At 66.2% G+C, this 20,645-nt stretch carries 20 protein-coding genes; 5 read left to right on the forward strand and 15 right to left on the reverse strand.

What is annotated here, in order from left to right; genetic code table 11:
- Positions 1-77: 77 nt before the first annotated feature.
- From BLU38_RS29075 to BLU38_RS29090, 4 genes are all read right to left on the reverse strand, one after another.
- Positions 78-671 (reverse strand): dihydrofolate reductase family protein, encoded by a 594-nt coding sequence (locus tag BLU38_RS29075; RefSeq protein ID WP_157683829.1) that lies wholly within the window; start codon positions 669-671, stop codon positions 78-80.
- Positions 671-1,420: a dienelactone hydrolase family protein gene (locus tag BLU38_RS29080; protein ID WP_091530622.1), complete on the reverse strand. Its 750-nt coding sequence runs from the start codon at positions 1,418-1,420 to the stop codon at positions 671-673. Before BLU38_RS29080 ends, BLU38_RS29075 begins: the two co-directional genes overlap by 1 nt.
- Positions 1,421-1,668: 248 nt before the next feature.
- Positions 1,669-2,541, reverse strand: coding sequence for an aminoglycoside phosphotransferase family protein (locus BLU38_RS29085; protein ID WP_231920087.1), 873 nt, complete (start codon positions 2,539-2,541; stop codon positions 1,669-1,671).
- A gap of 148 nt (positions 2,542-2,689) precedes the next feature.
- The gene (locus tag BLU38_RS29090) at positions 2,690-3,058 is read right to left on the reverse strand and encodes a TfoX/Sxy family protein (protein WP_091530625.1); all 369 of its coding nucleotides are present in this window, start codon (positions 3,056-3,058) and stop codon (positions 2,690-2,692) included.
- Positions 3,059-3,303: 245 nt separating this feature from the next.
- On the opposite strand from BLU38_RS29090, the gene BLU38_RS29095 reads away from it, so the two are divergent.
- A complete protein-coding gene (locus BLU38_RS29095; RefSeq protein ID WP_231920088.1) occupies positions 3,304-4,647 on the forward strand; it encodes a serine hydrolase domain-containing protein in 1,344 nt (447 codons plus the stop codon).
- Here BLU38_RS29095 and BLU38_RS29100 read toward each other — a convergent pair.
- The 3 genes from BLU38_RS29100 to BLU38_RS29110 all read right to left on the reverse strand — a co-directional run bounded on the left by BLU38_RS29100 (position 4,618) and on the right by BLU38_RS29110 (position 7,671).
- Entirely contained in the window at positions 4,618-5,679 is a 1,062-nt protein-coding gene (locus BLU38_RS29100) for an amidohydrolase family protein (protein WP_091530632.1), read from the reverse strand. The two genes, BLU38_RS29095 and BLU38_RS29100, sit on opposite strands and share 30 nt — an antisense overlap.
- Positions 5,680-5,803: 124 nt before the next feature.
- Positions 5,804-7,120 (reverse strand): cytochrome P450, encoded by a 1,317-nt coding sequence (locus BLU38_RS29105; protein WP_091530635.1) that lies wholly within the window; start codon positions 7,118-7,120, stop codon positions 5,804-5,806.
- A complete protein-coding gene (locus BLU38_RS29110; RefSeq protein WP_091530638.1) occupies positions 7,117-7,671 on the reverse strand; it encodes a TetR/AcrR family transcriptional regulator in 555 nt (184 codons plus the stop codon). Before BLU38_RS29110 ends, BLU38_RS29105 begins: the two co-directional genes overlap by 4 nt.
- A 90-nt stretch (positions 7,672-7,761) precedes the next feature.
- Between BLU38_RS29110 and BLU38_RS29115 the strand changes: the two genes are divergently transcribed.
- Positions 7,762-8,589, forward strand: coding sequence for a nucleotidyltransferase domain-containing protein (locus BLU38_RS29115; protein ID WP_157683832.1), 828 nt, complete (start codon positions 7,762-7,764; stop codon positions 8,587-8,589).
- On the opposite strand, the gene BLU38_RS29120 is transcribed toward BLU38_RS29115, so the two are convergent.
- A complete protein-coding gene (locus BLU38_RS29120; RefSeq protein WP_157683834.1) occupies positions 8,531-9,547 on the reverse strand; it encodes an alpha/beta fold hydrolase in 1,017 nt (338 codons plus the stop codon). The two genes, BLU38_RS29115 and BLU38_RS29120, sit on opposite strands and share 59 nt — an antisense overlap.
- 132 nt (positions 9,548-9,679) lie before the next feature.
- On the opposite strand from BLU38_RS29120, the gene BLU38_RS29125 reads away from it, so the two are divergent.
- Positions 9,680-10,108 carry a hypothetical protein gene (locus tag BLU38_RS29125; protein WP_091530648.1) on the forward strand — a complete coding sequence of 143 codons (429 nt, stop codon included), beginning with the start codon at positions 9,680-9,682 and terminating at the stop codon, positions 10,106-10,108.
- Here BLU38_RS29125 and BLU38_RS29130 read toward each other — a convergent pair.
- From BLU38_RS29130 to BLU38_RS29155, 6 genes are read right to left on the reverse strand one after another with little or no spacing between them, the layout of a single operon-like run.
- Positions 10,071-11,168, reverse strand: a complete 1,098-nt coding sequence (locus BLU38_RS29130; RefSeq protein WP_172836247.1) for a LacI family DNA-binding transcriptional regulator — start codon at positions 11,166-11,168, stop codon at positions 10,071-10,073. The genes BLU38_RS29125 and BLU38_RS29130 overlap by 38 nt on opposite strands.
- 1 nt (position 11,169) lies before the next feature.
- The gene (locus tag BLU38_RS29135; protein ID WP_091530653.1) at positions 11,170-12,195 is read right to left on the reverse strand and encodes a ribokinase; all 1,026 of its coding nucleotides are present in this window, start codon (positions 12,193-12,195) and stop codon (positions 11,170-11,172) included.
- Positions 12,195-13,097 (reverse strand): carbohydrate ABC transporter permease, encoded by a 903-nt coding sequence (locus tag BLU38_RS29140; RefSeq protein WP_197679917.1) that lies wholly within the window; start codon positions 13,095-13,097, stop codon positions 12,195-12,197. The genes BLU38_RS29135 and BLU38_RS29140 overlap by 1 nt, the downstream gene beginning before the upstream one ends.
- 13 nt (positions 13,098-13,110) lie before the next feature.
- Positions 13,111-14,040, reverse strand: a complete 930-nt coding sequence (locus BLU38_RS29145; RefSeq protein WP_091530655.1) for a carbohydrate ABC transporter permease — start codon at positions 14,038-14,040, stop codon at positions 13,111-13,113.
- Complete coding sequence (locus BLU38_RS29150) at positions 14,037-15,359, reverse strand: ABC transporter substrate-binding protein (RefSeq protein WP_091530658.1); 1,323 nt, start codon at positions 15,357-15,359, stop codon at positions 14,037-14,039. Before BLU38_RS29150 ends, BLU38_RS29145 begins: the two co-directional genes overlap by 4 nt.
- Positions 15,356-16,306: a nucleoside hydrolase gene (locus BLU38_RS29155; RefSeq protein ID WP_157683836.1), complete on the reverse strand. Its 951-nt coding sequence runs from the start codon at positions 16,304-16,306 to the stop codon at positions 15,356-15,358. The genes BLU38_RS29150 and BLU38_RS29155 overlap by 4 nt, the downstream gene beginning before the upstream one ends.
- Before the next feature lie 397 nt (positions 16,307-16,703).
- Between BLU38_RS29155 and BLU38_RS29160 the strand changes: the two genes are divergently transcribed.
- The gene (locus BLU38_RS29160; RefSeq protein ID WP_091533361.1) at positions 16,704-17,540 is read left to right on the forward strand and encodes a phosphotransferase enzyme family protein; all 837 of its coding nucleotides are present in this window, start codon (positions 16,704-16,706) and stop codon (positions 17,538-17,540) included.
- A 38-nt stretch (positions 17,541-17,578) separates the two neighbouring features.
- Positions 17,579-19,867, forward strand: coding sequence for a family 78 glycoside hydrolase catalytic domain (locus BLU38_RS29165; RefSeq protein ID WP_157683838.1), 2,289 nt, complete (start codon positions 17,579-17,581; stop codon positions 19,865-19,867).
- A 4-nt stretch (positions 19,868-19,871) separates the two neighbouring features.
- Here BLU38_RS29165 and BLU38_RS29170 read toward each other — a convergent pair whose 3' ends face one another.
- The gene (locus BLU38_RS29170; RefSeq protein ID WP_091530669.1) at positions 19,872-20,462 is read right to left on the reverse strand and encodes an NADPH-dependent FMN reductase; all 591 of its coding nucleotides are present in this window, start codon (positions 20,460-20,462) and stop codon (positions 19,872-19,874) included.
- Between the last annotated feature and the right edge of the window lie 183 nt (positions 20,463-20,645).

Genomic DNA, 20,645 nt, shown 5'->3' on the forward strand with positions numbered 1-20,645 from the left:
CATCAAACCTTCCAGTCGGCGATATGGGACGAGCGATGGCGTGGGACGGTGGCTCGTGTCGTCCCACGCCCTGCCTTTCACCCTCCGGTGTTCGCGTTGTATGTCAGCTCGACGAGCTGAGATCCGGTCAGCGTTCGAGCCCCCGATAGCTGCAAGGCCGCACGCGGTCCTTGATACAGCTTTGAGCCTTCGCCCATCAACGCGGGCCCAATGAGCACGATCAGCTCGTCCACCAGGCCAGCTTCGAGGAGTGGATTCCAGGTCGTGGCGCTGCCGAACACGAGCATGTCGCCGCCCTCACACGCTTTGAGTTTCGATATCTCGGCGGCGGCAGCGGCGCGCGATACGACGCGCGCGGTCGAGGCCCATGGATCGTCAGCGTCTATCGCCATTGAGTCGCTGATGATCAGCGTGTCCATTGCCAGGACGAGGCCGGCGATCTCATGCTCACGATCGCCCTGGCTCTCATCTGCTGCTACTGCTGACCATGTGTTCCAGTTGTCTTCGAACCATCTGCTCCCGTAGACGAGTGTTCCGGCGCGACGAAGTAGCTCCAGGTTGTGGGAGTTGAACGCGTCCTCGAAAGGCATCTGGCTGAGGTCCTTGTCGGGTCCTTCGTAGTAGCCGTCGATGGAGGTGAGGACCGAGACGACGAGTCTGCGTTTTGCCATCACGCGGCTCCTTCATGGGCTGGGATGAGATGCCGGACGAAAAATCGGACCGCATCCTCACCGGCGAACGCGGGGACGCCGGTGTGGCCGCCCATGTTGGCGTAGAGCGTTTTCTCACTGGAACCGTAAGAGTCGAAGAGCTCCAGGGCCATCTGGCGGTCGTTGCCCTCGTCATCCCATTGCAAAAGAACGTGCAGCGGGATGGTGACGCGCCGCGCGTCGTCGATGGTGCTGCGCGGCACGTAGCTGCCTGCAAAGAGGCCGGCTGCCACGATACGCGAATCGATCGCGGCAAGGCGTGTGCCGATCGCGATCACTCCGCCGGAGAAGGCGACACGGTCGCCAACGTCGGGAAGGGTGAGGATTTCATCGAGTGTCGCCTGCCATTGCGGAACCGACTCCTCGACCAGCGGCAGGATCAGACGATCGATCACGTCCTTTCCTGGCTGCTCGCCAGCCGTCAGCGCCCGGCGGAGGTCCTCGCGCGCTTGCGTGACACCCGGCAGTCCGGGGCGGCCACCCGCACCGGGTTGCTCGATCGCGACGGCGGCGAGTCCATGGTCAGCCGAACTTCGGGCCCGCGCCCGTAAGCGGGGAAGCATGTCCTGAATGCTGAACCCACCGGGCAAGCCCATCAGAATGAGGGGAGCTGGCGTCGACGCGGGCGTCCACAGGACCCCGGAAATGCCACCGAGCGTGAAGGTGCGCTCGACGAGCGCATCGAAGCGTTGTTCTGAGGTGAAATGCACGGTCGTGCCCTTCGGAAGTGCTGCTGAATAGGCGGCGCTCCCGGACGACCTATCGCCCGACCGAGACTCCGTTGAGGAGCACCCATGTCGATTCGTTCACGGATACCACCTCCTCTAAGTCACTCCACGGTCCATTGAGGAGACTAGCAGGGACGAGTCGCATCCTGCACCTGAGACGCGGGGATGCAACCGGTCACGGACGCCGGAACACGTACGACTGTGCGTCGGTGTTCCGCCAAAGTCATGCGTCAGGTCAGCGCATTCAGCGCCGTCTGCAGGAATTCGTCGCGACGTTGTGTTACGGCCGTAGCGTCAAGCCGACTGCCGTCGGCGCCGAACCCTGGAAAACCGCTCAACTCGGTTGGAGTGTTCAGCGCGGCGATCGCATCCCAATAGGAAACCGATCCGGCATCACGGCCAGCCTGCTCCTGCCAACCACGCAGCACCTCGTCGGGAGCATCGGGCCCGTACTGGATGGCCATCTGCAGCCGGAACCCGCTCAAGTCGACGCCGGGATCACCGATACCGGCTGTTTTCCAGTCAATCAGCGCCGTGCAGCTGTCGCCCTCGAACAACATGTTTCCCGGCCAGGCGTCACCATGGACGAAGACCGGGTCTGTCGCGGGAACCCCATGCTGCCTGGTCATCTCATCGGCCCGCTGCAGCAGCCCGGTGGTCGGCATCCGGCCCGCACGCCGCTCGGCTGCGAAGTCATCGTCGGCGACCGGCCGCGGCCGAAGTCGAAGATCCTCGTGGGGTGCGAGCGAAAAGGCATGCACCCTGGCCAGAGCGGCGCCCGCATTCCGAAGCCGGGTCACTGACACCGCCGGCGGTAGCGCGCTGCTGCCGGGCAGCCAGGTCTCCAATGTCGCCACGGTTCCGGAGGCGCTGCCATCAAGATCGGCACCAACCAGTCGCGGCGCCGACAAGCCGAATTCGGCCGCCAACTGCAACGCTCGTGCGTTGGTAGCCACCATGCGCGGCCCGATCCACTCCGGGACCGGGACCTTCAGCAGAAGATCGGTGAAATCGCCGCCGACCATCCGCAGGTGAAACGAGCCAGAAGCACGCTGGGCCCCGATGTGAACTGACACAGCGTCCTGGATCGCGGCACCCGCCACTTCCGACACCCACCCCAACAACTCATCAGGCAACTCGGACATCTCGCCCTTCCGTCGGTTCCGCTACAACCCATCATCTCGATGACAGGCCCGACGCAGTCACATCGGCGTGGTATCCGTCCGATTGCCGCGTCGCCGAGTCCTCGGATCAGCGGGTTGGAGTCTTCTTTGCCGGCTTGGACTTCTTGCCCGACCCGTTGGCGTGGAACTCCAGGGCGGCATCGAGCCAGTATCGAAGATCGGCGTCGTCGTGGAGAGCCTCCTCGTCGACGGTGATCCAGCCCTCCCCCATCGATCGTCCCTTGCCCATCACGGCTCGGCGGGCACCACGATCGAGGTATTCGGCGTCGCGTTCGGGTGCCACCCGGACCAACAGCGTGCCACCGCCGATCGTGACGCAGACGAGCATCCTGTCATCGACCATGAAGGCAAGTCCGCCGAACATCCTGACCTCGCGTGGATGACGCCCGGACAACGAGAGACGAATGCGGTCGGCGAGTTCGGCGTTGTAGCCCATGTTCCTCCCACCTCTCCGATACACCATAGAACGATTCGCGGAGTGAGCGCCGTGATCGGGGATGGCTCAGGCATATCACCGACGATTATCGAGCCCCAGTTCTGCGAGGGTTGTGGATCGTGATGTCCGCGTTCTTCCGTCTGTGGCTGCGATCAGCGTTTGCCCTGCTGCTTGCTCTTGGTGTTGTCGGACTGCTGTTGCCGACTGCGCCGGCTGAGGCAGAGCAACCCGTCGACCGTCAACAGATGCAACGTTTCCTGGACAGCTATGTCCAACGGCACGGCCTGTCCGGTGCCCAGGTGGCGGTGGTCAAGGACGGCAAACCGGTGTACGAGACCGCGAGTGGCGACCGTGCTGAGGTGACGTCGCGAACTCCGATGGCGATCGCGTCGGTCAGCAAGGTGATCACAGCGTTTGCGGTTCTCCAGCTCGTCGACCGGGGACGGATCGACCTCGATGATCCGGTCGTCGCCGTGCTCCCGGAGTTCGCCGTCGATGATCCGCGTGGTCCGGCGATCACGGTCCGACAGCTGCTCAGCCACACTTCGGGGCTACCGAATCCGACCCTCGTTCCGCCGGCGAACTCGCTGCGGCAGCGAGTGTCGCAGCTGCGCACGATCCCGCTGTCGAGCGCTCCGGGAACAGCCTACGAGTACAGCAATTTGGGCTATCACGTGGCGGCTCGGCTGGTCGAGGTGGTCTCCGGCGAGCCGTTCCAGCAGTATCTCGACCGGCACGTGTTCGACCCGCTGGGAATGCGGGATACGTACTCGGTCGTGACCAAGTCCGACACCACAGGGATGTCGGACGGTCACGTCACCGCGTACGGTGCTGCGTTGCCGCTGCGTGAGATGGCGGGCATGAATGCCGGTTCCGGCGGAGTCGTCAGCACCGCTCACGACCTCGCCTTGTGGTTGGCGATGGTGCAGCGTGGCGGTGTGGCCACGGACGGTACTCGGCTGCTGTCGGAAAAGTTGATCAAGGAGTCGTTCCGGCGGCAACCGGCCGCCGGTTCGACCGGATTGGGCTGGCAGCACACCAGCACGGCGCAGCCGGCGCGGATCGGCAAGGATGGATCACTCACCCGCTACAGCGCCAGGATCGACCTGGTCCCCGGTAGCGGATATGCCGTGGCCGTGTTGCTGAACAGCTACACGCCGACCTTCAAGCATCCGTTCGAGATCAGCACCGGCGTGATCGATATCGCTGAGGGACGGGCGGCGACTCCCGGTCCCCCGACGGCGACGATCATCGATCTCGTGCTTGCGCTGATCACCGTAGGGGTCGCGGCCCTGGCCGTTCGGGGTGCCGTCCGGCACGGACCCTGGGTCGAACGCCGGCGCAGCTTCCCGATCTGGCGGATCGCCCTCCGGCTGCTGCCACAGTTGATCATCCCCGCGGCCGCGGTCGGTGTGTTCCTGGTGATGCCCGCGATCAAGAACAACAGCGCGACGCCGCTGGATGCGTTCGGCTTGTGGCCGGCCGCGATGATCTTGTTTCTGACCGCGGCTGTCGCCGGGCTTCTGCTGACCGCGCTCCGCATCCGCGGCCTGGTGATGTCACGGCGATCGCAGCAGTCGGCCGCGTAGCACTCGATGACTCGGCTGGTCCAGGATCGTGAGGTCGGTCCGCGGATCGACGGGATAAACGAGAATGTCGGCGGGCGCGCCGTGCTCGATGGCGGGCAGCCCGAGCATGCTGCGTGCGGTCCAGGATCCCGCGCCCAGGGCGTCATGCGGCGACAGCCCGGCAGCAGCCAACCATCGGATCTCACTGGTCAGCGATCCCGGCGGAAGGTCGGTGCCGGCCAAGATCGTCACACCGGCCCGGTACGCCTCCAGTACCAAGCGGGGGTGCCGCTCCAGCCCGGTGCCGAACCAGGCGCGCAGTCCGGCGGGCACGGCCTCGGACGTCATCTCCCCCTCCAGAGCCAGAAACGCCGACGCCGTCGGAACCAGCGCAATGGCTTTGGCCGCGAGTTCGTCGACCAGCTCGAACGGGCAATGCAGACCGTGCTCAATGGAATCGACGCCCGCGGCGACTGCCGCCCGGCAGCCCGCAGCGGATTGGGTGTGAACGGCGATCCGGCCACCGACGGCGTGGACCGCGCGGGTTGCCTCGGCCACTACCTCCTCCGACATCGTCAGTCCATACCGATCGGCGGCGGTGAACCAGTCGATGATCATCTTGGTCCAGCCCGCGCTCGATGCCTCCTCGACTGCAGTCTCGACGATCCGCTCCGGTGGCACCTGGCGGCCCCAACCCGGGAAGAATCCGTCGACCGCCGCCACCGGCACACCGGCATGGGCGACGCGAGGCATGTCGTCCTGTGCACCGAACCAGGACGGGAGCCGGCTCGCCGAGCCCGGAACACGCACGGCTGACGTCCCCTGCCGCAGGTAGGCGGCGCCGTCGGCAACGAGGCGGTCGTCATCCAGCGCGGCACCGACCTCAAAAGTGCCGGGATGACAGTGCGCGTCGACCAAGCCTGGGACGAGATAGCCCTCGGTGGTCAACGTGACAGCCCCCGGCAACGGTTCAAGACTGATCCGATCACCATCCACCCACACGTCGCCGGTGTTCCCATCGGGGAGCACGACTCCTCGCAGGTGCAGCGTCATCGTGATGATCCCTCTCGGAAGCAGAACGAACGGAACACCTACCGTACCCCGCACACGTCGTAGCCATCGCACGTGGTACGGCTTCGGTAGATAAAGCAGCCGGACCAGCACTTGGCCAGGATGATCATCGAACAGGTGTCGGGTTGCCGCGCAGCGGCAGGGATTCGTAGCCACGCAGGACGAACGTCGGCCGTCGTGGGGCCTCGCCGGCAGGCCGCAGGTCACCGAGTTGATCAAGCAGAGCAGTGATCATGATCTCGCCTTCGAGCCTGGCCAAGGATGCGCCGAGGCAATGGTGCGGACCGGCAGCGAACGACAGGTGTCGTCTGGCGTTGTGCCGATCGATGTCCAACGACTCGGGATCGTCGAAGACGGCCGGATCGCGGTTCGCGCCGCCGATCATCACTGAGACGGGTTCTCCAGCTCTGAGCTGAACACCCTCGACTTCGATGTCTTCGCTCGGCACCCGTGAGGTGAGCTGGATCGACGTGTCGTATCGCAGCAGTTCGTCCACAGCAGCAGGAATCAGTCCATGATCGCTCCGTAGTTGATCAAGCTGGTCGCGGTGGTCGAGCAGCGCGGCGACTCCGTTGCCGATCAGGTTCACCGTGGTCTCGAACCCGGCGAACAGCAGCAGGGTGCAGGTCGCCAACAGCTCCCGGGAGGTGAGCCGGTCCCCTGCCTCCTCGACCATGATCAACTCCGAGAGTAGATCGTCGCCGGGGTCTCGTCGTCGCTGATCGAAGAGGTCGGTGAAGTAGTCCTGCAGCGCGCGCAGGGCGTTTGTCGCCTCGCGCTCCTTGGGCGCCGGCGTCAGGGTGTCGAGATCGGCGGCCAACGCGGAACCCCACCGGCGGAACTGCTGATGATCCGGCTCCGGTATCGCGAGCAACTCGCAGATCACCGACACCGGGAAGACTCCGGCGACCTCGGACATCAGATCGAAGCTCGGTTCGGACCGCACCTGGTGCACCAGATCGTCAGCGATCCGAGTGAGCCGCGGACGCAACTCCTCCACCGCCCGGCGGGTGAAGGCCTTGCTGACCAGCTTGCGCATCCGCGTGTGTTCCGGTGCATTCATCCCGATCATGGACTCAGGGCCGATCGGCTCGATCAGCGCTCCCCTGTTCGGTGTCCCGAACAACCATCGTTGGAAGCGCTGGCCTCCCCCGGCGATCTCGTCGCGCATCGTCGTCGCGGTGAGCACTGACGGGTGCCGCAGAACTCCGTCGCAGACCGCGTGGTGTGTCGTCAACGGGCCCATCGTTGTGCGCACCACCGGCCCCATCTCGCGCAGCCGCCGATACATCGGGTACGGGTCGTCCCGCACTGTGCTGTCGAAGATCTGCCCCATCAGATCGCCACGCAATCGCAGCCCAGCGAGCAGGGCGGTGCGGATCCGGTCCCGGGCAAAACCTTGCACCACGTCGCCGACGTTCATCCGACCGTCCCTTCATCGTTGCCCAGCAGGCCGCGCAGCACTGGAAGCAGCTGCCGCGCACTGAGCTTCTGCGCTGGTGCCACCGTCAGAGCGTGCAGGAGATGGCCGTCGAGGAACGCCGCGACCGCGCGCGATCTCGACGTGATCTTGGTGACGCCGCAGTCGGCCATCGCCCGTTCCAAGACAGTCAGCAGACCGAGGTGGCCGGACGCGACCTGCTCCGGGTAGGCCAAGGTCATGGCCAACCGTGCTCTGGTCAACGTGGCGTCCGGTTCGGTGGTCATCCGACCGAGCCAGTTGGCCAGGACGCGAGCCAGGTCATCGATCGATTTCAGGTGCTCGGGTGGCACCGTCGCCCAGAGTTCGCGACTGCGTCGCTCCAACTCGTCCAGCACGCCTCGAATCAGGCTGTCCCGATCGCGGAACACATTGGCCGCACTCCCACTGGGCAAACCGGCCCGGCCGTCCACGGCTCGGTGCGTCAACCCCTTCAGCCCGCTGGTCGCCACCACGTCCACGGCGGCTTGCACCAACGTCTCGCGACGCGTCATGAAGCCAGTCTACAACAAATGTTGTTTCGGTGTCCTTCGGGATCGATCCCTTCCCAAAGCCATTGCGGATGGAGATAATCGGTGGCCGTGATGACCGATTGGCTCGACACGCTCCCCCTGCCGTGGCAGCGCCGATGCATCGAAACCGCGATCGAGATCCTGCCGACGTGCCAGGGCGTCCGGGCGGTGTGGGTCGCTGGCAGCCTCGCCCGTGGAGAAGGCGACCAGTACAGCGATGTCGACCTCAACTGCCTGATCACCGACGACTCGATCCCGTTCTGGCGCGCGCAGTGGAGCGAAGTCGTCGCGCGGTGTGTCGGCAACCTGACGCTCAGCCGGACGATCAACGATGCGATCATCGGCGGATTCAGCCTGACCAGCAACTGGGAGCATGTGGATCTCATCCTGCATCCGCTCACCTCCTTCGCCCACCGGCCGACCGACCACCGAACGCTCTACGATCCGGATCGACTGATCGAGAGCGCCCCAAGATCAGCTGCAGCCGAACCGCAGATGGACGTCGGCGACATGAGCGAGTTCTTCTTCTACCTGGCGGGCAGTTTCGCCACCGTGATCGGGCGCGGCGAGCTGGCGCTGGCCCAGGACGCGGTCATTGATCTGCGCCGATGGCTGGTTCGGCTGATGCTGGCGGAGAACCGATTGCAACCGTTCGGCGGTGCACGGCGGCTCAATCCGCTGCTGACGGCCGAACAACGAGCAGAGCTGGAGCACGTCGGAGCGTTGGCATCCCTGGACGACGTCACGGCGGCCGCCGCCGCCATCTTCTCCAGCTTCGCCAGCAGAGCCGAGCGGATCAGCCGACGCGACGGGATCGAGTTTCCCCAACAGATGTACGAGGTCACCCGGCATCATCTGCATCAGAGTCTCGGCGTCGATGGGCCAGCGCCCGCCGGCTGACACTGCGGATCTGGCGCGCCACGAGGTCCGGACGCTCGACGTGGATGTAGTGGCCGGAATCCGGCACCACGACGTGCGTGCCGGCAGTGGCTGCGATCAACGCCTCCTGCGCAGCGATCACCGGCGCGACATAGATCGACGGTCGTCCCTTGGTTGCGGTCAAGGTGGCGACCGGGATGCTCGGCCAGATGGCGTTGTCGCGGCGCTCGCTGATCTTGCCCAGGCTGCTCAGGATCATCGGGAATTCGTCGATGGAGACCCGGAGCTGATCATCGGTCTGCCGATGTGAACGGCCGGCCTCCACGAGCAGCGACCGGATCGTGGGATCAGCTGTGGCACCACGGGCAACCGACTGGTCCAGCTGCGCCGCCGAGCTCAGTACCTCGGGACTGCGCGGATCGTCGCCGGCCGGCACGGCCGGGTCGGAGAACGTCGCCCACTCACCGATGGCATCGGGATCCGGAGGATCGAGCCAGAGCGCTTCATGGGATGGGTCGACCAGGACCAGTCCCGCGACCAGATCGGGACGCTCCCAGGTCGCCAGTTGGGCGAGCAGGCCACCCCAGCTGTGCCCCACCAGCACCGACGGACCGGGACCTGCTGCTTCGACGATCGCTATCAGGTCGGCCAGCTGCGCGTCGAGGCTCAGCGGAGCCGGATCGCTGGCACCGCAACCGGCGCGGTCGTAGGCGATCACACGGTGGTCGGTCGCCATGGCGGCGAAGCACGCCGCCCACGTCGTGGATGGCGAGCCGGCCCCGGCTTCGAAGATGATCGCCACGGGCCCGGTGCCTGCTTCCAGCCAACGCAACCGGCGTCCGCCGCGGTCGATCTCGCGACGATCAACCGCTGCACCAAGAAGTGCACCGAACGCGACGACCGCGCTGTCCTGCGTCGCATCCACTGTGGGCAACCGTTCCGCCTGGTCGCTGTCGCGGCGCAGGCCGCCGTCTGTCATCGCGATCACGCTAGTGGGCTGGAAGCCGACGCGTCCATCGCATTGTTCCGGACCTTCGCCCCTACCGGTCCTCGGTAGCGGTCGATCACGCTGAAGGCGTACCAGTTGTCCAGCCCCCGTCAGTGAGGAACCATGCCCACCGGTCGCTTCGAACTGCGTTCCCGGCTGGCGCCGGATGCCGCGTTGGCGGTCTTGACCGATTTCGGCCCCGAGCGACCGTCCATCTGGCCGGGGATCAGCACGGATCACTACCAGGTCCATGATCGTGGTGAGGGGTGGGCCGACGTCACCGAGGGCAATGATCAGACCTGGGAACGTGTCCGCTACAGCTGGGACAAGGCGGCGGGTACGGCGACCGTCACGACGACGGATTCGAACATCTGGGCAGCCGGCTCGGGATGGACCTATCGGTTTGCTGCCGATGGTGACGGTTCACTGGTCTCGGTCAGCGTCACCCGGATCGGCAGGGCGCTGAAGGGCAAGATCATCGCGGCGCTGCTGCCGATAGCTGCTGGCAGTGCACTCAAGAAGTCGTTCGCCGGCCCGCTGCAGACTCGGTAGTGGAGCGCCGGCCGCCCGCCGGCAGGCAGCCGCAGCTCTCGCCGATCACCAGGTTGCCGCGGATCGTGATCTCGGCCGGCCCGGGCCGGTCGCCGGTCTCGATCTGTTGGACCAGCAGCCGGGTCGAGGTCCGGACGATCTCCGACATCGGCTGCCGCATCGTCGTCAACCGCGGTTGGGTATAGGCGGCAGCGGCGACACCGTCGAAGGAAACGATCGCCAGGTCCTGCGGCACGGAGATGCCGAGCTCGTAGCAGGCCCGCAGCACGCCGAACGCCTGGACATCGCTGGCCACGAACAACGCCGTCGGATGATGATCACGACGGGACCGCCGGTAAGCATCCTCGGCGAGCAGGCTGCGCAGTGCTGTCGCACCGCCGTGTTCGGTGAGGTCGGCATGGGCGACCAGGTCGGCGCCCGCTGGTAGGTCCGCGGCGCGGAGTTGATCACGCCAGACTGCTACCCGGCCGGCATTGACCGGCCAGCTCGGCGGTCCGGCGATACAGCCGATCACTTGGTGACCGTGCAGTCTCAGATGGTCGACCGCACGTCCCACGTCGTGCCGTTCGTCGGTGTGCACGCGAACGTGGGGATCGGCGCCGGTGGCCGTCCGGGCCCCGGAATCAAGGATCACGTGTGGCACGGTGTCGAGATCAACATGATCGGTCGGGAGGGATGCACCCGAGGCGATGATGAGACCGTCCATCCGCCGATCGATGAACGACTGCAGGTGCTGGGCATCGCGTTCGGCATTGAAGCTGCTGATCGCCATCGACGCGATGTATTCGGCGGTCAGCAGTTCGCCCTCCACCATCGCCGCCAGTTCGGCGTAGAAGGGGTTGATCGGTGCCGGCAGCAACAGCCCGACCGACCGCGTCCGCCCGTGTCGGAAGGCGTTGGCCAGTTTGTTCGGACGATAGCCCAGCGTTGCGATCGCCTCTTCGACCCGCTCTCGGGCCGCCCGGGACACCGGCCGGGGTCCCCCGTTGACGACATAGCTCACCACGGCGGGCGAGACGCCGGCCAGTCGGGCGACGTCGGAGCGGGTGCTGTCGGCCATCTCAGCTCCGCGCCGCGTCCGATGCGTGCCGGTGCAGTTGTTTGATCTCGGTCTCCAGCGGGTACGACGCCTGAGCCCCGACCCGTGTGACCGCAACCGTGCCGACCTCCACGCCGACCCGGACCGCGTCGGCGAGGTCGACATCGCCCTCGGTCAGTCGGCGGACCAGGCCGCCGATGAAGGCATCGCCGGCGCCCGTGCTGTCGACGACCTGTGCAGCCGGTGGTGCGGCGACCCGGCCGGCAGCGTCGGCGATCGCCCAGCAGGCGCCGTCGGCTCCGAGGGTGATCACGCAGGAGCGGCTCCGAGCGGCGAGTTCCGATGCCGCTCGCAGCGCGGTGTCGGTGCTGTCGATCGCGTACCCGGTGAGGGCGGCTGCCTCGATCTCGTTGACCACCAACGGATCCGCCGCCGCCAGGACCCGGTCCGGCAGCTCGGTGTACGGTGCCAGATTGATCACCGAGCGGGCGCCGGCCCGGACCGCGGCATCCACGGCCGCTGCGATGGCGTCGACCGGGATCTCGGCCTGGACGACCAGGATCGATTGCGGTCCGGTCAAGCGGCTGACCGTTCGTGCGGTGCGCTCGGCCGAAACCGTGTAGTTGGCGCCGGGAACCACGGTGATCGCGTTCTCGCCGTCGGGCAGCACCGACACGATCGCCAGCCCGGTTCGCTCCGAGGAGTTGATCTCGATCTCACTGGTGTCCACGCCTTCGGCCCGGAGTTCGCGGATCACCAGTGCGCCGTCGTCGTCATCACCGACGGCTCCGACGAAGGTGACCGGCGCGCCGAGCCGGGCTGCGGCGACTGCCTGGTTCGCTCCCTTGCCACCGGGAAACTTCTGCATTCCCGACGCCAGGCGGGTCTCCCCGGCCGTCGGCAGCGCGTCGCAGGTGATCACGTAGTCCTGGTTGGCCGAGCCGACGACGATCACGTCGTGGCGCTCCGGTGCCGCCGTCGTTGCGGGTGCCTCGGTCACGTTGCCCTCCTGATCGGCGATCTCCGCCCGGTCGGTCGTACCTGTCATCACTTCTCCCCCGAGGTGGCGATCGAGCGGGCGAAGAACCGTTGCAGCAGCAACAGGAGGATCGCCGGGACCAACGACAGCAGCAAGGTGCCACCGAACAGCTGCCCGAAGTTGAAGTCGGTGCTGGTGTAGGTCTTCGAGATCGCGATCGGCGCGACCTGTTTGGCTTCGTCGGAGATCACCAGCAGCGGCCACAGATAGGACGACCACTGGGCCAGGAAGATCAACAGCCCGGAGTTGATCAGGCTCGTCACGTTCAGCGGGAGGTAGATCCGAGACATGATCCGGAAGTCGCCCGCGCCGTCCAGGATCGCTGCCTCGCGCAAGGACGACGGGACCCCGAGGAAGCTCTGCCGCATGTTGAACACGGCCATCCCGTTCCCGATCCCTGGCAGGATCAGGCCCAGATAGGTGTTGTTGAGGTGCAGACCGGTGAAGATCTGGGCCAGTGGGATCGCGATCGCCTCGAACGGGATCATGAATCCGACGACCAGCACCGCGAAGATCAACTCCCGGCCGGGGAACCGGAAGACACTCAGCGCGTACGCCGCCGGTGCGGACAGTGCCAGCCCGACGACGACAGAGACGAACGCGACCAGCAACGAGTTGATCAGGTTGCGGCCGAACTGCAGGCTCTCGAACAACTGCAGGTAGTTGTCCAGCGTCCACTCGGTCGGGAACAGGGTGTGCCAGCCCAGCGGGCGGATCTGCTCGATCACTTCGTTGCCGGGGCGCAGCGAGCCGAACAGCATCCAGATCACGGGGAGCAGGAAGCCGATCGCGACCAGCACGGCCAGCGCCGTCAGCAACACGGTGAGCAGCCGTCGCTGGGTCCGCTCCGGTCGGCGTCGCCTGTCGATCACATCACCCTTCTGACTGGCTCGGACAGGGGTTGAAGTCATGGTGGTCATCGGGTCAGTCACGCTCCCGCAGGAGCCGGAACTGGGCCGCGACGATGATCAACATGATCACGATCAGCACCAGGGTCGAGGCAGCTCCGAGATTGGGATTGGAGTAGGTGTAGGTCCGACGATAGGCGTCGAACATGAGCAACGTCGTGGAGTCCGCCGGGCCGCCGTTGGTGAGCATCTGGACCGGGATGAACAGGACGAAGTTGGCGACGGTGTCGGCCACCAGGACGAAGAGCAGCGGTCGGCGCATCTGCGGGATGGTGATCCGCCAGAGAGTCTGCCAGGCCGACGCACCGTCGATCTTGGCCGCCTCGTAGGTCTCGGCGTTGACGTCGTTCAGACCGCCGATCAGGAACAGCATCCAGTAGCCGATGCCGATCCAGGAAGCCACCAGCATGATGCTCGGCAGCGCCTGCGTCGGTGAGCTGAAGAACGGCTGCTCGCCGAGCCCGATCACACCCAGCAGTGCATTGATCGGGCCGTCCTGACGCAGCGCGATCCCCCAGGCGATGGACGAACCCACCATCGGGATGGTGCAGGGGATGAAGACGGCCGTCCGCCACAGCCCGCGGCCGGGAAGCCGTTGGGTCAGCAACAGCGCGACGGCCATCGAACAGGCGATCTGGACCGGGTTGATGATCAGGTTGAACAGGATCGTCCGGATCAGGGTGCCGACGAAGAAATGATCACCGAACAGGATCGCAAAGTTGTGCAGGCCGGCGAAGCGTTCCGGCGCCAGCAATCCGACGCCGTCGCGGACGAACAGACTCGATCGGATCGCGCCGCCGAACGGCAGCAACCGGAGCAGGATGATCGCGATCACGGCCGGCGCCAGGAAGGCGATGATCGTTGTGACCGGGCGGTCCAGACGGCCGCGCCGTCGTCGGCCCTGCGTCCGGCGGCCGGTGCCGTCCCGGTCCGTCGTGTTGGTCATCGGTACTGTTGCCATGCCGCCTCGAGTTGTTCTTGTGCCGACGCCAGGGCGCGTCGCGGCGCGATGCCGTTGGACACGTCGGCGAAGGTCCGGCCGATGATGTCCTCGAATTCGATGTAGCCGGGGGTCTGCAGCCGCGGAACCGAGGTCTGCGCACTCTGGTAGGAAATGATCTTGGCCGCCTGCCGACCGGACGCGGTGTCGGTGAACATCTCCGAGCCCAAGTGGGCGGTCAGTCCCTTCCGGTTCGCCGGCAGTTCGGCCGCGCTCCGGTAGCTGGAGTAGCCGCCCTTGCCGTCGACGGCCAGCCAACGCAGGAAGATCGCCGCCGCCGGTTTCTGACCGGAGAACGGGTTGATGCCGACCGACCAGGAACCGTTCGGGGTGGCTGGCCTGCCGCCCTGCCAGACCGGATGCCTGGCCACACCCCAACGCAGGTCGGAGTCGTTGAGCTTGCTCACCATCCAGTCGCCTTCGATCAGGTAGGCGGTGCGGCCGGCCAGATAGGTCGAGTCGACCTGTTCCGGTGCCATCCCCCGCGGACTGATCCGATCGGAGAAGAGTGATCGGTAGAAGTCCATCGCGGAGTTCCAGCCCGGGTTGTCGACGGCCGGCGTCAGGTTGTGTGGTCCCGATCCACCGGCCCCACCGCCCGCGGAGACCGGCAACGGCTCCAACTGGTAATAGCGATTGACCTGACCGAGCAGCAGACCGTTCTGGGCGCCGGCCCGTTGCTGCGCGCGGCGCGCGTCCTGGCGCAGCTGCTGCCAGCTGATCGGCTTGTCGAGCGCAGCCGGAGGTTCGGCGATGCCGGCTTCGGCGAGGATCTCCTTGTTGTAGTACAGCAATTGGGTCGAGTCCGACAGTGGCAGGGCGTACAGCTTGTCCTCGTAGATACCGTTGCGCACCGAGGACGGCTGCAGTGCGCCGGTCAGTGGCGTGAACTGCCGGGTGAGGTCGGTCAGATAGCCGCGGACGGCCAACGCCGGTACTCGTGGCTGATCCACCCAGAAGACGTCCGGGTCGCCTGTCCGGGAGGTTATCCGGGAGTCCAGCACGCTGTTCAGGCTGTCGAACGGAACGTACTGATAGTTGATCTTGATCCGCGGATGGGCCTTCTCGAAGGCGGCGATCACGTCATTGATCGTGTCGGTCTGCGGATCGATGATGCCGACCACGTTGAGCACGGCCTCCGGATCGGTGCCCGGGATGTCCCAATCGGCGGCCCTGCGGGTGGTGGCCGCCTGATCTGCGCCGCCTCCGGCGCAGCCGGCCACCGCCAACAGGCCACCCAGGCCGAGCAGGCTTCGTCGCCTCACAGCAGCTTCAGATGGTCGAGCAGATGATCATGGAAGCCGTCGATGTCGACGGCGACAGCGACCTCGGCGTTGGCGCTGACCGACTTCGTCGAGCCGTCCGGGGTCCAGCCGACGTCCAGGTAGTCGGTGATCATTGCTCCCCGGGACCGATCGGTCGTCTCGACCTGCACGTACGCATCACGCCAGGTGAGCAGCTCCGGATGGGTCACTGCGGCGACCGCCAGCGGGTCGTGCATCGCACAGGAATCGGTCTCGGTGCGGGACTCGGCCAAGTGGTCGATCCACGCGACGGTGTATTCGCCGGCAAAGGCCGCGAACGGCCGCTGATCGGCTGCCAGCGTCTGCGCCTCGGATCGGGTGAACTGCACCTGGGTGGTCACGTCCAGCCCGACCCAACGAGTCGGTACTCCCGATTCGAGAACGATCTGCGCTGCCTCGGGATCGTTCCAGATGTTGAACTCGCCGGGCATCGACGCGCTGTGGGTGTGGCCGTTGAAGATCCCGCCCATGATCACCAACCGCCTGAGTGAGCCGGCAAAGTCGCGATGCAGTCGCAGCGCGAGTGCAACGTTGGTCAGCGGTCCGACCGCCACCAACGTGATCTCGCCGGGATGGGCCAGCACATGCTCGACCATCGCCGCCGGCGCCGGCTGCGGCTGCGGCGAGCGGATCTCGACATCGTCGGGCACACTCCCCTGTCGTGCCTGCGGACGAAGCAGGGGTCGCTCCGCGCCGCGGTGCACCGGGATGTCGGTGCGCTCGAGTCGATGCAGCAGCTCGAGGGTGAGGGCGGTCGCGGTGCCGGCATCGGTGTTGCCGTTGACCGTCGTCACCAGGTCCAGCTGGATGTCGCTGTCGGCCAGGGCCAACGCGAGGGCGAAGCCGTCGTCGATGTCGCTGCCCGGCGCGCCCATCGCGAGATCGACGTCCAGGATGATCCGTTCCACAGTGACCTTCTTCTGTCGCTTTGTTTCCCCGGATTCCTCGGTCCGGGCTCCGGCCCGAGGTGGGATGTCACACGCGTGTGACGCGTGTTGAGCAATAGGTCTACCCGTGTTGACAAGGATTTGGCAAACTCCCTGTCCGCACGCTGAGAACGCCTCGGACCTCACTCGGGACAGCCGCCGTCCACACTGACGATCTCGATGCGGTGCACGGCCCGGGCGGCTGGTGTCCTGCACTCGGAACCCGCTGCGTCGGTCGGGCGTCTGGAGTAGTGCGCTGCAAGGCGGCGGAGTCGCGCTGACCGGGCGCATGTCAGCCGACGCCCACGCAGCAGATCGCTGCTCCAGGCGGTCGAATGATGTAGCGGATTTCGGGCGCAAGACATTAGCGTGACCTTCCATGCAGGATGCACAGGTCAGCCGGGCCATTGCGGCAGCAACGTCGGTCGTCGAATCTCACGGCCTGCGTGCCGACGATGCCGTCGTCCTGCACAACTCGAACAAACTGACCGTTCGCGTGACGCCGGCCGAGGTGGTCGCCAGGATCATTCCTCCTGGCCAGGGCGACGGCCGCTTCGAGATCGATCTTGCTCAGCAGCTCGCTGCTGCCGACTGCCCGGTGGCTGTCCCGGATCGACGGATCGAACCCATCGTCCACCACCGCGACGGTTTCATGATCACCTTCTGGACCCACTACCGGCCCGTCACCACTGCCGAGCCTCCGCCGACGGAGTATGCCGCCGCCCTCGCACGGCTGCATGCCGGGATGCGGACGGTGGACTTCCCGACCCCGCACTTCACCGACCGGGTGGCTGAGGCTCAGCAACTGGTGACGAACAGGGCGGACACCCCGGAACTCGGCGATGCAGATCGGGAGATGCTCGACGAAACGCTGCGGCGGCTGCGACAGACCGTCACCTCGGCGGCCGCACCGGACCAGTTGCTGCACGGCGAGCCGCATCCGGGCAACCTGGTGTCGACCGCCGACGGTCCGGTGTTCGTCGACCTGGAGACCAGCTGTCGGGGTCCGGTCGAATTCGATCTTGCTCATGCGCCGGATGGTGTCGGCGAGGTGTATCCCGGGGCCGACCCAGAGCTCCTACAGCAGTGCCGGCTGCTGATGCTCGCCATGATCACCATGTGGCGCTGGGATCGAAACGACGAGTTCCCCGACGGCCGCCGGATCGGCATCGAGTGGACGAATCAGATCAGGGCTGCGATCGACAGGGCGGGCTGATCCACGACCCGTGGCGACCGGACAGTAGTATTCCTGCGATGCAGACCGAGCTGACAGAGCCGTCAGACCTGATGATCCGAGCGACACCGATCTGGTGTGTGGACGCGTCGGCCGACTGGTGTTTCGTCCGACAGACAGTGGTCGTTGATCATGGTCGGATGACCCGGGCGACCTTGTTGATCACGGCCGCATCGACCGAGCCGTCCCGGCAATACGTCTATCGGGCACACCTCAACGGGCAGGTCGTCGGAGTCGGTCCTGCACGCCCGATCGGCGGCGAGACACGGGTCGACCGCTACGACGTCACCGATCTGATCGTCGATGGATCCAACGCCATCGGCGCACTGCTCTACACGACCGACGACCATCGCTGCGCCGCCGAACTCGTCATCGAACTCGTCGACGGCAACCTGACGCGGGTCGGGACCGGCACTGATTGGCAAGCGATCTCCGGTGCTGCGTGCTATCCGCCGGCGGCCAGTATCGGCACTGCGTGCTATCCCGCTCCGGCAGAGGACCTCGACGCCCGACACTATCCGCACGGATTCGACACAGCCGAGTTCGAGCAGGAGTGGCCGGCCGCCGTCGCTCGACCCGCCTTCGATCGTCCCGTCGGTTCGCCGCTCGCTCCGGTGCGCCGGGAGGCGTTCCCGGTCGCTCGGGAGCTGTCCGCCGACCGGGAGCGGATCGTCCTCGATTTCGGCCGCAGCTGGGCCGGTGGGGCGATCATCCGGGCCGTCGCGCAGGCCGGTGATCGGATCGAGCTCCGATTCGGCGAGGTCCTGGTGGACACCGATTCGCCGGATCCGCACGTGCGGTTCGAGTTGACCGCGGGCAACGTGTATCGCGACACCTGGACTCTGACCGAGGGTGAGCAGGAGTTGGCGACCTGGGGGCTGCGGGTCTTCCGCTACCTGGAGATCCGCTTTCTCGACGGCCACCCCGACCTGACCGATATCCGAGCGGCCGCACTGATCTACGACTTCGACGACGATGCCGCAGAGTTCTCCTCCTCCGACCTCGTCCTGGATCGGGTGTGGGATCTGTGCAAGCACACGGTCAAGGCCCTCAACCTCAACCTGTACGTCGATTCCTGGACGCGCGAACGGCTGCCGTACGAGGCAGATGCCTATCTGCAGCAACGGGCCCATCTGGCGCTCGACCGGGACCCGGCCCTGGCCCGCTACTCCGTCGACTTCACCATCGCCCACCGGACGTGGCCGACCGAGTGGCCGTTGTTCGCCGTGCTGGCGATCCACGATCTGTGGTACAGCACCGGTGATTTTGATCAACTACGCCCACAATACGAGCGGCTCACGGAGTTGCTGCCGACACGATGGATCGATCCCGGCACCGGCCTGGTCCGCAAACCGGGCAGCGACGGTTCCACCGGTGACATGGACCGTGGCGGTTTCGACCGTGATCTTGTCGATTGGCCGCCCTCGGAGCGGGACGGCTACCGATTCGGTGCGGTCAACACCGTGCTGAATGCATTGTCCTACCGGTGCTTCCGGGCGGCAGCCGAGTTGGCCGACGCTGTCGGCGACCCCGGCGTGGCGGACGAGTACCGAGCTATCGCCGGTCGGCTGAGTTCGGCGATCGACCGATTGCTGTTCGATTCCGGGTACGGAAGCTACGTCGACGGACTCGACGACAGCGGCCGCCGACTCGGCCATCACGCGATCCACGCCGCTGCCTACGCCTTGTGGGCGGGGGTCGTGCCTGAGGACCGGGTCGGGTCGGTGATCGGCTTCCTGGCCGGTCGAGGCATGGCGTGCAGTGTCTTCGGTGCACCTGTCCTGCTCGAAGGCCTGTTCGATCATGGCGCCGGTCAGGTCGCGATCCCGATGATCACCGCGCCAGGGAATCGGAGCTGGCGACACATGCTCGAGGTCGGCGCCGGTGCCGCGATGGAGGCCTGGGATGTCGAGTTCAAGCCCAATCTGACCCACTCCCATCCGTGGGGTGCGACCCCGGCCTTCCTGCTGCCACAGGGAATTCTCGGCGTTCGTCCGATCGAGCCGGGATTCCGACGCTTCCTGGTGCGGCCGCAACTCGGCGCCCTCACCCAGGCGGCGGCTCGGATCCCGGTGCCGACCGGCTCGATCGAGGTCGACGGACGACGGACTGCCGACGGGGCCGACTACGTCATCACGGTGCCGGCCGGCACGCGCGCACGGTTCGGCCTGCCGGCTGCCGAGGCCACCGACCAGACGATCGACCTGGACGGCCGGCCGGTCCGAACCCGGCTCGACAGCCGCTGGCTGGAGCTCGACAACGACCTGGCGGCAGGGCGCCACACCATCCGCTGCACGGCCACCCGATGAGCCGTCAGCCGGGAAAGCGATCATGCTCACGGGCGGGCCCGAGGACGCCTGCCCACCAAGCCAACTGGTCGAGCAGCAGCTTCGCCTGGCCGGCGGCATCGGGCTCGGACGGTTGGCCGTCCTCCCAGCTGCTGAAGTACTTGGGGAAGGCGACACCGTCGGGAAGCGGCACGGCGTGCAGTTCGGTGAGGACGTTCTGCAGGTGCAGGACCGCATGGCGACCGCCCCCGGCTCCGCCGTAGCTGACGAAGCCCACCGGCTTGGCCACCCACTGGTCGAAGTGCCAGTCGATCGCCGCCTTCAAGGACGCCGGGAAGCTGTGGTTGTACTCGGGGGTCACCATCATCAGCGCGTCCGCCTCCCCCAGCGCACGGGTCAGCGGTTGCATCCCGACGGGCCTCGGATAGGAGTCGCCGGCGAACTTCGGCGGCGCTGCGGGTAGGGACAAGGGAATGTCCACCGCGGCGAGGTCCATCACGTTGACGTCGAATCCGCCGTGATCGCGAGCCTGTTCGGCGATCCAGGACCCGACCACCGGCCCGAACCGGCCCTCGCGAGTGCTTCCGACGATGATGATCAACTTGTGTCTGGTCATGCGATCAACGGTCCGCGACTTGCGTCCGATCCACCAGACCGAGCCGAGGATATCCCCAGCACGGTGACGTTCGGCGGCCGGACTGGTGCGCTGGGCGGGTGACGGAACGCTGCGTCGTGATGATCAACAGCCGGTCGGACGACGTTCGCCCTCGACACCGATTCCTCAGTGCTGGTCATCGGT

The sequence above is a fragment of the Microlunatus soli genome (assembly GCF_900105385.1).
Lineage (GTDB): Bacteria > Actinomycetota > Actinomycetes > Propionibacteriales > Propionibacteriaceae > Microlunatus > Microlunatus soli.

Coding starts and splice junctions, on each gene's coding strand:
- BLU38_RS29110 (WP_091530638.1), bottom strand. CDS start 7,671: ATGACGCGTCGCGAGACGTTGGTGCAAGCCGCCGTGGACGTGGTGGCG.
- BLU38_RS29165 (WP_157683838.1), top strand. CDS start 17,579: ATGCAGACCGAGCTGACAGAGCCGTCAGACCTGATGATCCGAGCGACA.
- BLU38_RS29095 (WP_231920088.1), top strand. CDS start 3,304: ATGCAACGTTTCCTGGACAGCTATGTCCAACGGCACGGCCTGTCCGGT.
- BLU38_RS29090 (WP_091530625.1), bottom strand. CDS start 3,058: ATGGGCTACAACGCCGAACTCGCCGACCGCATTCGTCTCTCGTTGTCC.
- BLU38_RS29105 (WP_091530635.1), bottom strand. CDS start 7,120: ATGAACGTCGGCGACGTGGTGCAAGGTTTTGCCCGGGACCGGATCCGC.
- BLU38_RS29115 (WP_157683832.1), top strand. CDS start 7,762: ATGACCGATTGGCTCGACACGCTCCCCCTGCCGTGGCAGCGCCGATGC.
- BLU38_RS29100 (WP_091530632.1), bottom strand. CDS start 5,679: ATGACGCTGCACCTGCGAGGAGTCGTGCTCCCCGATGGGAACACCGGC.
- BLU38_RS29145 (WP_091530655.1), bottom strand. CDS start 14,040: ATGACCAACACGACGGACCGGGACGGCACCGGCCGCCGGACGCAGGGC.
- BLU38_RS29135 (WP_091530653.1), bottom strand. CDS start 12,195: ATGACAGGTACGACCGACCGGGCGGAGATCGCCGATCAGGAGGGCAAC.
- BLU38_RS29120 (WP_157683834.1), bottom strand. CDS start 9,547: ATGACAGACGGCGGCCTGCGCCGCGACAGCGACCAGGCGGAACGGTTG.
- BLU38_RS29140 (WP_197679917.1), bottom strand. CDS start 13,097: ATGACTTCAACCCCTGTCCGAGCCAGTCAGAAGGGTGATGTGATCGAC.
- BLU38_RS29170 (WP_091530669.1), bottom strand. CDS start 20,462: ATGACCAGACACAAGTTGATCATCATCGTCGGAAGCACTCGCGAGGGC.
- BLU38_RS29160 (WP_091533361.1), top strand. CDS start 16,704: ATGCAGGATGCACAGGTCAGCCGGGCCATTGCGGCAGCAACGTCGGTC.
- BLU38_RS29125 (WP_091530648.1), top strand. CDS start 9,680: ATGCCCACCGGTCGCTTCGAACTGCGTTCCCGGCTGGCGCCGGATGCC.
- BLU38_RS29130 (WP_172836247.1), bottom strand. CDS start 11,168: ATGGCCGACAGCACCCGCTCCGACGTCGCCCGACTGGCCGGCGTCTCG.
- BLU38_RS29075 (WP_157683829.1), bottom strand. CDS start 671: ATGGCAAAACGCAGACTCGTCGTCTCGGTCCTCACCTCCATCGACGGC.